The sequence below is a fragment of the Nocardia fodinahabitans genome, from assembly GCF_052983615.1.
On sequence record NZ_JBRJJC010000001.1, the window covers coordinates 2,921,414 to 2,933,133 of the forward strand.

At 70.2% G+C, this 11,720-nt stretch carries 13 protein-coding genes; 6 read left to right on the top strand and 7 right to left on the bottom strand.

What is annotated here, in order from left to right:
- Window positions 1-1,503 carry a MocR-like transcription factor YczR gene (gene yczR / locus NV348_RS13680; RefSeq protein ID WP_447147279.1) on the bottom strand — a complete coding sequence of 501 codons (1,503 nt, stop codon included), beginning with the start codon at window positions 1,501-1,503 and terminating at the stop codon, window positions 1-3.
- 61 nt (window positions 1,504-1,564) lie between these two features.
- On the opposite strand from yczR, the gene NV348_RS13685 reads away from it, so the two are divergent.
- The 3 genes from NV348_RS13685 (at window position 1,565) to NV348_RS13695 (ending at window position 3,442) form a co-directional block, all read left to right on the top strand.
- Window positions 1,565-1,849, top strand: a complete 285-nt coding sequence (locus tag NV348_RS13685) for a hypothetical protein (RefSeq protein WP_447147280.1) — start codon at window positions 1,565-1,567, stop codon at window positions 1,847-1,849.
- A gap of 47 nt (window positions 1,850-1,896) precedes the next feature.
- On the top strand, window positions 1,897-2,460 hold the full coding sequence (locus tag NV348_RS13690; RefSeq protein ID WP_447147281.1) for a methylated-DNA--[protein]-cysteine S-methyltransferase: 564 nt from the start codon (window positions 1,897-1,899) through the stop codon (window positions 2,458-2,460).
- Between the two features lie 163 nt (window positions 2,461-2,623).
- Window positions 2,624-3,442: an alpha/beta hydrolase gene (locus NV348_RS13695; RefSeq protein WP_447147282.1), complete on the top strand. Its 819-nt coding sequence runs from the start codon at window positions 2,624-2,626 to the stop codon at window positions 3,440-3,442.
- 61 nt (window positions 3,443-3,503) lie between these two features.
- Here NV348_RS13695 and NV348_RS13700 read toward each other — a convergent pair whose 3' ends face one another.
- The 3 genes from NV348_RS13700 to NV348_RS13710 form a co-directional block, all read right to left on the bottom strand.
- A complete protein-coding gene (locus tag NV348_RS13700) occupies window positions 3,504-3,797 on the bottom strand; it encodes a hypothetical protein (RefSeq protein ID WP_447147283.1) in 294 nt (97 codons plus the stop codon).
- Between the two features lie 87 nt (window positions 3,798-3,884).
- Window positions 3,885-4,787: a hypothetical protein gene (locus NV348_RS13705; protein WP_447147284.1), complete on the bottom strand. Its 903-nt coding sequence runs from the start codon at window positions 4,785-4,787 to the stop codon at window positions 3,885-3,887.
- Window positions 4,788-5,226: 439 nt separating this feature from the next.
- Window positions 5,227-6,516, bottom strand: coding sequence for an adenylosuccinate synthase (locus NV348_RS13710; protein ID WP_447147285.1), 1,290 nt, complete (start codon window positions 6,514-6,516; stop codon window positions 5,227-5,229).
- A 273-nt stretch (window positions 6,517-6,789) separates the two neighbouring features.
- On the opposite strand from NV348_RS13710, the gene NV348_RS13715 reads away from it, so the two are divergent.
- From NV348_RS13715 to NV348_RS13725, 3 genes are read left to right on the top strand one after another with little or no spacing between them, the layout of a single operon-like run.
- Window positions 6,790-7,419 (top strand): hypothetical protein, encoded by a 630-nt coding sequence (locus NV348_RS13715; RefSeq protein WP_447147286.1) that lies wholly within the window; start codon window positions 6,790-6,792, stop codon window positions 7,417-7,419.
- On the top strand, window positions 7,416-8,204 hold the full coding sequence (locus tag NV348_RS13720) for a site-2 protease family protein (RefSeq protein WP_447147287.1): 789 nt from the start codon (window positions 7,416-7,418) through the stop codon (window positions 8,202-8,204). The genes NV348_RS13715 and NV348_RS13720 overlap by 4 nt, the downstream gene beginning before the upstream one ends.
- 43 nt (window positions 8,205-8,247) lie before the next feature.
- On the top strand, window positions 8,248-9,102 hold the full coding sequence (locus NV348_RS13725) for a glycosyltransferase family 2 protein (protein WP_447147288.1): 855 nt from the start codon (window positions 8,248-8,250) through the stop codon (window positions 9,100-9,102).
- Between the two features lie 4 nt (window positions 9,103-9,106).
- On the opposite strand, the gene NV348_RS13730 is transcribed toward NV348_RS13725, so the two are convergent.
- The 3 genes from NV348_RS13730 to NV348_RS13740 form a co-directional block, all read right to left on the bottom strand.
- Complete coding sequence (locus NV348_RS13730; RefSeq protein ID WP_447151027.1) at window positions 9,107-10,198, bottom strand: FUSC family protein; 1,092 nt, start codon at window positions 10,196-10,198, stop codon at window positions 9,107-9,109.
- Window positions 10,199-10,298: 100 nt separating this feature from the next.
- Window positions 10,299-10,733, bottom strand: a complete 435-nt coding sequence (locus NV348_RS13735) for a DUF3151 domain-containing protein (protein WP_447147289.1) — start codon at window positions 10,731-10,733, stop codon at window positions 10,299-10,301.
- A gap of 127 nt (window positions 10,734-10,860) precedes the next feature.
- Window positions 10,861-11,049, bottom strand: a complete 189-nt coding sequence (locus NV348_RS13740; RefSeq protein WP_447147290.1) for a hypothetical protein — start codon at window positions 11,047-11,049, stop codon at window positions 10,861-10,863.
- Between the last annotated feature and the right edge of the window lie 671 nt (window positions 11,050-11,720).

Genomic DNA, 11,720 nt, shown 5'->3' on the forward strand with positions numbered 1-11,720 from the left:
TCAGTAGCAGGTGAGCGGCTGCAACGGATCGGCGGCGCGCGGGGTCAGCGCGTCGTAGGCGGCGGCGATGGATTTCACGGCCAGGCGCAGGTCGGCCTCGGGGTGGGTGAAGGGCAGGCGCAGGAACCGCTCGAACGCGCCCTGGACGCCGAAACGCGGTCCGGCGGCGAGCAATACCCCGTGATTGGGCGCGGTGGCGGCCAAGGCCGTGGAGACCGGGCTCGGCAGCTGCGCCCACACCGACATGCCGCCGGCGCCGGGCCCGATGTGCCAGCCGGGAAGGTCCTCGGCGACGGCGTCGAGCAGGGCGGTGCGCTGGGCGCGCAGTTGTTCGCGGCGGCGCTCCAGGATCGGTCCCGCGTGCTCGAGCAGGTGGATGGTGGCCAGCTGGTCCATCACCGGCGTGCCGAGGTCGACGGTGGCGCGGATGCCGAGCAGCTTGGTGATCAGCGCCTGGTTGGTGCGGATCCAGCCGACCCGCAGACCACCCCAGAACGACTTCGACGCCGAACCGATGGTGATGATCTCCGAGCCCTTCGCGAACGCGGCGACCGGCGGCGGCATGGTGTCGTCGGACAGGTTCAGCTCGCTCATCGATTCGTCGACGACGATGGTCATCCTGGTGTCGCGGGCGATGGCGGCCAGTTCGGCGCGGCCGTCGGCGTCGAGCAGCAGGCCGGTGGGGTTGTTGAAGTCGGGGACCAGGTAGGCCAGCGTGGCCGCGGTCTGCCGGGCGGTGCTGCGCAGACCGTCGAGATCCCAACCGGCGTGCGGCAATTCGGGCCGCAGCGGCACCGGGATCGGACGGGCGCCGACATCGCGGATCGCCTCGATGGCGTTCGGGTAGCTTGGGTGCTCGATCAGCACGCGCGCGGCGGGCGAGGTGAGCACGTTGAGCAGCAGCCGCAGGCCGTGCTGGGCGCCGAGGGTCACCAGGATCTGCTCGGGCTCGGTGGGCAGGCCGCGGGCGGTGTAGCGGCGGGCCAGCGCCTCGCGCAGCGCCAGCACACCGACCGGGTCCATGCCGTGCGTGCCGAGGTAGGCCGGGATACCTTGCAGCGCGGCCGAATACGCGTCGTGCAGTTCCGGTGGCGCGGACATCGCCGCGTAGGTCATGTCGATGGTCGGCAGTACGGGCTGCGCCATCAGGGCCATGATGCCGCGGGTCGGCTTGGCGCCGTCGTGCTGGATGGCCGGCGGCAGCGCCACCGTGCTGCGCGAACCCTGGCGGCTGATCAGGTAGCCGTGCTCGCGCAGCAGCGAGTAGGTGGAGGTGATGGTCGTGCGGCTGACGCCCAGGGTGGCGGCCAGATCCCGCTCGCTGGGCAGCGCGACGCCGAGCGGGGCGCGACCGTCGTGGATCAGCAGCCGGATGGCCTCGGCCAGGGCCAGATAGGCGGGTCGGTGCGGACGGCGCTCGGGCGAATCGCCGTCGGTTTCGGGGTCACGCCACCGGCCGAGGTCGCGGGCCAGTCCGGACGCGCCGATCACTCTTGTCGCCATGAAGTCCAGTATTCCGTAAGTGGATATTTGTAGGCAAGGCCAGTCGGAGGATTCTTAGGCCATGACCGCTTTCCTCGCCCTCGCCGTCGCCGCCGCCTTCGGGTACGCGGTCTACCACTTCTCCCCGAAACGGGGGGAACTGCCGTTCTGGCCCTTCCAGTATCTGCCGCACGACCGGGCCTTCAGCACCTACGATGAACAGCGACTTTTCCGCGACCTCGACGCCGCGCGCGTGCACGAGGAGGAGCCGGTCGCCGCAGCGACCGAGGCCACCGGCGGCAGTCCAGTCCAGTTACCGAAAACTGGTCTGCTCCCCTCCGATGAGCGCGGGCCACTCGCCGCGTGATCGGGGGCAGACCCGAATCTGTCACCGGGTCGGCGCACACTGTGATCATGAGTTCCGGAACCCGGACCGAACCGGTTGCCGCGGCACTGTTCGACACCGCGATCGGCCTGTGCGCCATCGCCTGGCACGGCGACACCGTCGTACGGTTCCAGCTGCCCGAGGCGAGCGAGGAGGAGACGCTCGCCCGGATCACCAGACCACTGGCCGGCGCGCCCGTCGCCGAGGATGAGCCAGGACCCGTGATCACCGCGGCGATCACGGGTGTCCGCGCGCACCTGGCGGGCACCCTGGACGCCCTGCGATGGATCGACGTCGACCTGGGCGGACTACCCGAGTTCTACCGGGGCGTCTACGCCATCACCCGCGATATCGACCCCGGTCACACCCTCAGCTACGGCGACATCGCCACCCGCCTCGGCGCGCCCGGCTCGGCCCAGGCCGTCGGACAGGCGCTGGGCCGCAATCCCATTCCGCTGATCATCCCCTGTCACCGGGTGCTCGCCGCCGACCACGCGTTGCACGGTTTCTCCGCGCCCGGCGGCATCGGCACCAAGGCCCGCCTGCTGGAGATCGAGCGCACGCCCGGTTTCGGCGAGCCGATGCTGTTCTGAATCGCCGGCGCCAGCGCACCGATGAGTTTCCGGGTGCCCGGCCGTCTTCATGATCGGTGCCGCGGCGGTCGGCACCGCGGGAAACCCGTGCCGACCTGCGATGGACGCGATCGCGTACCGTCGAGCCCGGTGGTCACACGGCCCGAATGCGAGAGGAACGACAATGCAGACTGTGACGTCGGCCGACGGCACCACGATTGCCTACGACCGGGTCGGGGACGGAACGGCGGGCACCGTCATCCTGATCGGCGGCGCGTTCAGCTTCCGCGAGTACCCGACCATGGTCGAGCTCGCGCAGACGCTGGCGGCCGACTACGACCTGACGGTGCTCAACTACGACCGGCGCGGTCGCGGTGACAGTGCCGACTCCCCTGGCACATACGACGTGGCCAACGAGATCGCCGACATCGCCGCGCTGGTCGAGGCCGCGGGCGGAAAGGCGGCGCTGTTCGGCTGGTCGTCCGGCGCCGCGCTGGCACTGCTGGCCGCGCGCGCGGTGCCGGGGGTGACCGATGTGGTCGCGTTCGAGCCGCCGTTCATCGTCGACCCGAAAGACCATGTGCCGCCGAAGGATCTGGCGGACAAGCTGCATCCGATGATCGCCGCGGGCAAGCGCAACAAGACGGTGCGGTACTACATGACCAAGGCGATGGGCATGCCGTGGTTGATGGTCTCCGCCATGCGGCTGACCCCGTTCTGGAAAAACCTTGCCGCGACCTCGAATTCGACGGCCCACGACTGGGCGGTGATGCAGCCGTACATGCGCGGCAAGTCGCTCGATCCCGCCGAGTGGAGCGACGTGCGGGTCCCGGTGCTCGTCCTGGCCGGCGACCGCACGGCCCCCATGCTCACCAGGGGCGCCAAGGCCGCCGCCGCGGCGCTGCCCACCGCGACCTTCGCCGAACTCCCCGGCGTGAGCCACAACCCGAAGATCTCGATCCTCGCCCCCGCCATCGGCGACTTCCTCACCACCAGCCCCTGAGCTGGACCACTCGCTCTGGTGTGGTGTCGCGCGAGAGCGCGCCTGCACCACAGCGTGCTGATCAGGGCGGAGGTGGATGGTCTCGGTAGAACTGGCACGGTTCGCCCGTGAGGTAACCGTCCATACAGGCGAAGTAGGTCTGGACGCAGGCGTTGCTGGTGCAGCCCGCCGTGTACAGCATTCCCCGGATGCGCTCGTTGCGTTGTTGCGAAGGAGCGAGGGTCTGTGCGGGTGGGAGCACCGAACTCACCGGCGCGGGGCCGGGTGGCGGGGTAGTTTCGCTCGGCGACGAGCAGCCCGGCACAACGGCGAGCGCCAGCAGCGCTGACAAGGCCAGACCCGCGCGCACCGTCATCCGTCACCTCCGTCCGCAACCCGACTCGACGGTACTACCGAGGGGTCCGGCCTGCCCAGGCGACCGCGCGGAGCGGTCGGGCCCGGTTCACAGCGTGGCGCCGTAGGTGGCACCGGCGGCGCCACCGAGAACGCCACCCGCTACCGCAGCGGGGACACCGAGGAGCGCCGCACCGCCGACGGCACCGACACCCGCACCGATAAGGGCGCCGGCACCGGCGGCTCCCGCACCCGCCGCGATGATCAGTGGCGACTCGGCTGCCCAGGTCACGGGGAAGGTCACAGGTGCACCGGGGCCGGTAGCGGCCGCCGCCAGCGCGGCGACACCGGCGGTCGCGGCAGCCGAACCCGCCACGCCGACACCGAATCCGATCGCTCCGCCGACTGCCGCACCCGCGGCACCACCGACGACGCCACCGGCGACAGCGGCCGGGACACCGAACAGCGCGGCGCCGCCGAGAGCACCCGCCGCGGTGGCCGCGGCGATCTTGTCGGAGCGGCTGGGGTTGATGCCGATGGAGCGGCCCTGGGTGGCGATGGCGGCTTCGACGCCGGCGGCGGAGTTGTTCACGCCGTCGAGGACCTCGCCCGGAACTTCGTCGGGGACGGGGCTGGTGAAATCGCCGACGCGCAGGGTGCGCGGGGGCGGGGCGATGGGGGCGACCGGCTCGACCGGCTCGGGGAGGTGCAGCTCCTCGATGACGATCGGCGGGGGCGGGGCGGTGTATTCGGGCACCGGGCGCGATTCCGGGCGTTCGGGAGCGAGGCGCTCCAGCGTGTCGGGAGCGTCGAACTTCGCCAGGTCGGAACGGCTCTCTTCGGCGGGCGCCGGCGTGTTGACGCCCGGCTGCTCGGGGTTGATCCCCGGCTGCGGCACCGCGATCGCGACGCCCGCGCAAGCCACAGCCAGCGCCATCGGCAGCACGCCGACGAGCGGACGGGCGACCCGCCGCGCCGTCGAATAGTTCACATCATCGGACCGACGGATCACGCCGAACACCCACTCACACACTCGACACACCGCGGCACGTCCCCGCGCTCCGCGCAGCGACGATAGCGGTAGCCGAGCGGATGCTGTCAAATCGATAGCGAGTCGACATCACTCGCGCGTGTCGCACTGACCTGCGGCGACAGCACTCCCACCCAGAACACCCCGACCCCGAGGAGGGGACGCCGCGCAGCGGCGGTCGCGGCCGTCCCGTCGATCAGACGCCGGCGCGCAAGCGACGAAGGAGCAAGCACCGGTGCCTGACCTACGACGACAGCACACCCGCCACGGACACCCCGACCCTGAGGAGGGGTCGCCGCGAAGCGGCGGTCGCGGCCGTCCCGTCGATCAGGCGCCGTTGCGCAAGCGACGAAGGAGCAAGCAACGGCGCCTGATCGACGGGACAGGAGGGGCCGCGACCTCGAGCGCGCCAGCGCTCCAACTAACCCAGCACGTCGTGGCGCACGATCGTCTGATCGCGGCCGGGACCGACGCCGATGCACGAGATCCGAGCGCCCGAAAGCTCTTCCAGCCGCAGCACATACGCCTGCGCGGTGGCGGGCAGCTCCTCGAAGGTGCGGGCCTGCGAGATGTCCTCCCACCAGCCGGGCATCTCCTCGTAGATCGGCTTGGCGTGGTGGAACTCGGTCTGGGTGGTCGGCATCTGCTCGACCCGCTCGCCGTCGATCTCGTAGGCGACGCAGATCGGCACGGTGTCCAGACCCGACAGCACGTCGAGCTTGGTGAGGAAGTAGTCGGTGACGCCGTTGACGCGGGTGGCGTAGCGGCTGATGACCGCGTCGAACCAGCCACAGCGACGGGCACGACCGGTGGTGACGCCCACCTCGCCGCCGTTCTTGGCCAGGAACTCGCCGAAGTTGTCGAACAGCTCGGTCGGGAACGGGCCGGAGCCGACGCGGGTGGTGTAGCACTTGAGGATGCCGAGCACCGTGTCGATCTTGTTCGGGCCGATGCCGGAACCGACCGCCGCGCCACCCGAGGTCGGGTTCGACGAGGTGACGAACGGGTAGGTGCCGTGGTCGACGTCGAGCAGGGTGCCCTGCGAGCCTTCCAGCAGGATCGTGTCGCCGCGCTCGAGCGCCAGGTTCAGCTCGAGGCGGGTGTCGGAGATGCGGTGCTTGAACGACTCGGCCTGGCCGAGCACCTCGTCCACCACCTGCTGCGGGTCCAGCGCGCGGCGGTTGTAGATCTTCACCAGCACCTGGTTCTTGAACTCCAGGGCGGCCTCGACCTTCTGGGTGAGGATCTTCTCGTCGAGCACATCGGCCACGCGGACGCCGACACGGGCGACCTTGTCCTGGTAGCAGGGGCCGATGCCACGGCCGGTGGTGCCGATCTTGCGGCTGCCGAGGAAGCGCTCGGCGACCTTATCGATGGCCACGTGGTACGGCATGATCAGATGCGCGTCGGCCGAGAGCAGCAGGCCGGAGGTGTCCACACCGCGCTCTTCCAGACCGGCGAGCTCGTCGAGCAGCACACCGGGATCGACCACGACGCCGTTGCCGATGACGTTGCGCACACCGGGGGTGAGGATGCCGGACGGGATCAGGTGCAGCGCGAACTTGTCGCCGTTGGGGAGCACCACCGTGTGGCCTGCGTTGTTGCCGCCCTGGTAACGAACGACCCACTGCAACCGCTCACCGAGCAGGTCGGTAGCTTTGCCCTTACCCTCGTCGCCCCACTGGGCGCCGATGAGGACGATTGCCGGCATTTCGCGTCTCCTACAGATCGACGGCAGCACACGATGTACTGCAGCTACCTGCCGAATTGAGGCGGTGGCCGGAGACACAGTCTAGCCGACGCCTGATCAGGACCCTCCGACCTGCCCTGTCCGAGCACGCCGACCCCCGGCCGCTCCGGGCGCCACGATCGGTTACGGTTACTTGCCGGCAGGGGGTTTGCCGTGTTCGAGGGCGACAAACCGTCGACCCGACCGAGGAGGGTGTACCGCAGTTTGAGTACCCACGTTCTCCGATGTGGTGACATGCCGGTCCCGATCGCGCTGGCCTCGCAGCCGACCACGCAGACCGGTCCGCAGCCCGATACCGCCGTGATCGATGAACTGCTGCCGGTGCTGGCCGCCGACAGCCTGCCGCGCCTGATCGTGCTCGGCTCCGACGCCGCCCTGGCTACCGTGCTCACCCATCTGATGCGCACCGAACGCCTGCACGTCGAGGTCGGTTTCGTCCCGGTCGAGACGACCTACGCCTCGCGGGTCTATCAGACCGCGACCGGCAACGCCGCCGCGAGGATCGCGCTCGAGGGCCGGGCCATCGAGACCCCGCTGATCCGCGACGACACCGGCACCGTGCTCGTCGGCCGGGCCAGTATCACCGGCCTCGACGGCGCCAAGCTCGAGGGCGAGGCCTATGTCGACGACACCCTGCTGTTCACCGGCACCGTGACGACGATGCTGATCTCGCCGACCATGACGATGCCCGGCGTCCGCGCCCGCGTCCGCAAGGGCCTGCGCAAGCGCACCTGGGTGTCCGGGCGCGCCGCGCAGCTCGGCACGCCGGGCGCGATCGTCACCCGCGACGGGATCACCACCGAACGCAAGGTGCCCCGCTCGACCTTCTACCGCTTCGAACAACCCTGGCTCCTGGTGCGATGACGTCTTCCTTCCCGACCGGCAGGCGGACCGGCCACAGCGCCGTCCGCCCGAGCCCGGTCTTCCTGCTCATCGTGCTGATCACCGTGCTCGGCGGCGCGCTGGCCTGGGACGCCGACATCGAGTCGGTGCGCGCCAAGGTCGGCGTGTTCGTGCTCGTGGTGTTCGGCTGGATCATCAGCCTGTGCCTGCACGAATTCGCGCACGCCTATGTCGCGTGGCGGGCCGGTGATCATGAAGTGGAAATCCGGGGATATCTCACCCTGAATCCGCTGAAATACAGCCACCCGGTCCTGTCGATCGGATTGCCGCTGGTTTTCATCGCGCTCGGCGGTATCGGATTACCCGGTGGCGCCGTGTATGTGGACACCACGCGTTTCCGGTCGGCGGTGCAGCGTCTGGTCAGCGCGGTCGGCCCGGCGTCCAATCTGCTGTGCGCGGTGGTGCTGCTCGTGGTGGTGCGCGCGTTCGGGACGATGCAGGAGCACGCCGCGTTCTGGTGCGGGCTCAGCTTCCTGGCGTTCCTGCAGATCACGGCGTTCCTGCTGAACATCCTGCCGGTGCCCGGCCTGGACGGATTCGGGATCATCGAGCCCTCGCTGAGTTACGAGACCCGGCGGGCACTCGACCAGATCAAGCCCTACGGCATGCTCGTCCTTTTCGCCGTCATCTTCTTCACACCACTGAGCCGGGTGTTTTTCGACGCTGTTTACGCTTTGTTCGAACTTTCCGGGGTACCTGACGGGTGGGCCGCCTACGGTAGCCACCTGACCCGCTTTTGGCGTTGATAGCCTGTCGCGGGTCACCCTCGACTCAGGAACGGAAACGCGAATGGGCACCACTGAACCGCCCGTAGTTCTCTCTGTCGTCATCCCGGCACTCGACGAAGCCTCGGTCATCGCCGCCTGCCTAGACCGGCTGGTCGGCCAGGACGCCATCGACGAGATCGTCGTCGTCGACAACGGCAGCACCGATCGCACCCGGGAGATCGTCGCCGAACTCGCCGCCCGACATCCGAAGATCGAACTGATCGAGGAGCCGAATCCCGGCGTCGCCCATGCCCGCAACACCGGCTTCGACAAGGCGCGCGGCGACTACCTCGGCCGCATCGACGCCGACACCCTCGTCGCACCCGACTGGGGCGCCACCGTGCGCGCGCATCTCGACGCGCATCCGGACACCATGGCGGTGACCGGCATCAGCACCTACCACGACTCCCCGATCGGCTTCTTCCTCGCCGCCGCGATCGGCAGCCAGGAACGCCTCGGCCTGATCAAGCACCAGCCCGTCGGCAATGTGCACGGCGCCAATATGGCGATCCGGCGGACCGCGTGGGAGCAGGTGCACGAAGCCACCACCACCCGTCGTGACCTGCACGAAGATCTCGACCTCGCGCTCTGCCTGACCAAGGCGAAGCTGCGCATCGACCAGCTGCCGCAGCTGCGCGCGGAGATCTCGGCGCGCCGGCGCAAGACCCCGCCGAGCGTCTGGTGGAAGTACCAGCTGCGCGGCCTGCAGACCATCGCCAACCAGGGCTACAACGTGGTGGGCTTCCACCGCGCCGTGATCACCGGCGCCTGGGTGATGCACACCTCGCAGTGGCCGATCTACCGGGTGTGGGACTTCGACCGCAAGCGGTTCTCGCTGCGGCCCGGCCGTCCCAGGGTCTCCCCCGTCGGCGACTGAGCCCTCATTCCTCCGGCGTCACATACGGATTGGGCACGGTGGGCGGGAGCAGCGCCATCGCCGAGATGCGCTGCATCCCGCACACCACCATCAGATCCACCACGATCGACCGGATCTGCGCGAACACCACGTGCGCCGAAAGACCCGCCCCGACGACGAGTTCGGGGCGGGCGTGCTTGGCGACGCTGCGCAGCGCGCGGGTGGCCTCGGCCTGATCGGGCTGCTCACCCGGATCGGCCAGCATCATCTTGCGGACCACGTCCGTGGCGTTGCCCAGCTGGTCGACCAGGTCGATCAGGCGCGGGTCGAGCACCTCGTCGTCGCGGACCAGGGTCAGTGACCGGCGCAGCAGCACACGGGTATTGCGGACGGCGTTGTCGAGTGGGTCGGCCGCCGAATGGATGCGGGCGAGGCGTTTGCGGGAGTTCCAGTACAGCGGCGAGATCCGGCTGATCTCGCGACCACCCTCCAGCGCCGAGCGCAGGGCGTCGATCTGCTTCTGGGTGGCGCGCACTGCCGTCAGGGCCTCGTGCACCTTGTCCGAGTCCTGTTCGAGCAGGCCATCGGCACAGGTGATCATCGACTTGCTCATCACCGACAGCACGTCGGCCGCGTGCTCGCGAGCCCGGCGCACCGGATGCAGTGGGATCAGCCCGACCATGAGCACGCCGACCAGCCCACCCACCAGGGCGTCGATCATCCGGCTCGGGCCCGCGCCCGCGGACTGACTCAGCGTCGAGACCAGCACGGCCGAACCCGCCGCCTGGATGGTGATGATCGAGCCGCCGTCGAGGAACACCGAACACGCCATCGCGGCGGCGACCACCAGGCCCACCTGCCAGACACCGGTGCCGACCTGGGCGATGAACAGGTCACCGATCCCGATCCCGACGGCGACGCCGACCACCAGCTCCACCGAGCGGCGGAGCCGGGCACCGAAGGAGATACCGATGGAGACGATCGCGGCGGTCGGCGCGAAGAACGGCTCGGGATGCCCGATGACGTTGTGCGCGATGAACCAGGCCAGCGCCGCGCCCAGCGAGCACTGGATGATCGGGATCGTCGACAGGCGCAGCCGCTGCGCCGACGCCTTCATGCGATCGACGGTGCTGTCCTTGGCGGCGGCTACGACCGGGGTTGCCGCGGCGACGACGGGATGGGGATCGCTCACCTACGACTCGGATCCGGCCGCGGGCTCAGTCCAGGCCGAGTTCGGCCGCAGCGCGCGGATCGCAGTCCTCGAGCAGGTCCAGGCAGCGGGCGTATTCCTCGGTCTCACCGATCGTCTTGGCGGCCCTGGCCAGCGCGCCGACGCTGCGCAGGAAGCCCTGGTTCGGCTCATGGTTCCACGGGACGGGGCCGAAACCCTTCCAGCCGTTGCGGCGCAGCAGGTCGAGGCCGCGGTGGTAGCCGGTGCGGGCGAAGGCGTAAGCGGCGACGGTGTCGTGGTTGACCTCGTCGCCCGCGCGCTCGAGCGACGCCTCGGCCAGCTGCGCCCACGCGATCGACGCGGCCGGATGATCGGCGGCGACCTGGACGGGGTCGGCCCCCGCCGCGATGGCGTCTTCGGCGTCGATCAGTTCGGGAAGGAGGACCGGCTGCGGTCCGAGCAGGTCACCGAAGGAGGTCATGGGTTCATTGTGCACCGAGGCCCCAGACGACGTCGCCCGGCCCGCCGCGCGGCGATCGGCGAACCCCTCGGCGCGGCGCGCACTAGGCTGAGGCGCGAGTGGAACGTTCGAGCCTGAGCGAGGGGTACTAGGTGTCCGACCCGACCGACGAGAACAACGCGGCAGCAGAATCTGCCGCCCCCGGCGCGACCGCCCAGCGCGGCGCCGATTCGTCGAGCACCGCGCCGTCGACCGGCGCGCCCAAGTCGACCCCCGAAGCGGTCACCGAACCGGGCAGGCCGACCGTTCCCCCCGGCACCGCGGAGACTGTTGTCATCCGGCGTGGTGATCTGCCGGGGCCTGCCGGGAACGGTCCCGGTGCGGCTGGTCAGTCGGCCTCGTCCGGACGGCCTGTCGACGCGGCCGGCGGCCCTTCGTCGAACCCCGGCAATGCGCTGGGCGGCCCTTCGTCCGGGCCAGGCAATGCGCCGGGCGGCCCTTCGTCGGGCCCCGGCAACGCGCCGGGCAGTCCTTCGTCCGGCCCCGGCAACCCGGCCGGCACCCCGTCGGCCGGGCCCCGCAATGCGTCCGGCGGACAGCAGCCTTCCGGCTCCGGCGATCAGTCGACCGAGCGACATACGAGCGCACCCGGCGGACCATCGCCGTCCGAACGCCCCGCGAACGCACCCGGTGGCCAGCAGGCGTCCGGGCGACCGGTCGACGGCTCCAACGGACCGTCTGGACGGCCTGTCGGCGCGCCCTCCGTGCCCGGCAACGCGCCTGGCGGACAGCGGCCTTCGGGTCCGGGCAACCCATCGGCCGGGCCACAGTCCGGGCGTCCCGTCGGCGCTCCCGGCGGTCCGCGTCCACAGGGTGGACCTGCCGCACCTCCCCCACGCCGGGCTCAGCCGGTCGGACGATCGGCGAATCCGGCTGCCGGACAGCAGCCTTCGGGCCCCGGCGGTCGCCCCGGCGGACCGGGTAACCAACCCCTCGGACCTCGCCCGC

Excerpts from the sequence above, each read along its gene's own strand:
- NV348_RS13700 (WP_447147283.1), bottom strand. The coding sequence starts at position 3,797 with ATGACGGTGCGCGCGGGTCTGGCCTTGTCAGCGCTGCTGGCGCTCGCC.
- NV348_RS13695 (WP_447147282.1), top strand. The coding sequence starts at position 2,624 with ATGCAGACTGTGACGTCGGCCGACGGCACCACGATTGCCTACGACCGG.
- yczR (WP_447147279.1), bottom strand. The coding sequence starts at position 1,503 with ATGGCGACAAGAGTGATCGGCGCGTCCGGACTGGCCCGCGACCTCGGC.
- NV348_RS13710 (WP_447147285.1), bottom strand. The coding sequence starts at position 6,516 with ATGCCGGCAATCGTCCTCATCGGCGCCCAGTGGGGCGACGAGGGTAAG.
- NV348_RS13740 (WP_447147290.1), bottom strand. The coding sequence starts at position 11,049 with ATGACAACAGTCTCCGCGGTGCCGGGGGGAACGGTCGGCCTGCCCGGT.
- NV348_RS13725 (WP_447147288.1), top strand. The coding sequence starts at position 8,248 with ATGGGCACCACTGAACCGCCCGTAGTTCTCTCTGTCGTCATCCCGGCA.
- NV348_RS13735 (WP_447147289.1), bottom strand. The coding sequence starts at position 10,733 with ATGACCTCCTTCGGTGACCTGCTCGGACCGCAGCCGGTCCTCCTTCCC.
- NV348_RS13690 (WP_447147281.1), top strand. The coding sequence starts at position 1,897 with ATGAGTTCCGGAACCCGGACCGAACCGGTTGCCGCGGCACTGTTCGAC.
- NV348_RS13715 (WP_447147286.1), top strand. The coding sequence starts at position 6,790 with ATGCCGGTCCCGATCGCGCTGGCCTCGCAGCCGACCACGCAGACCGGT.
- NV348_RS13685 (WP_447147280.1), top strand. The coding sequence starts at position 1,565 with ATGACCGCTTTCCTCGCCCTCGCCGTCGCCGCCGCCTTCGGGTACGCG.
- NV348_RS13720 (WP_447147287.1), top strand. The coding sequence starts at position 7,416 with ATGACGTCTTCCTTCCCGACCGGCAGGCGGACCGGCCACAGCGCCGTC.
- NV348_RS13730 (WP_447151027.1), bottom strand. The coding sequence starts at position 10,198 with ATGAAGGCGTCGGCGCAGCGGCTGCGCCTGTCGACGATCCCGATCATC.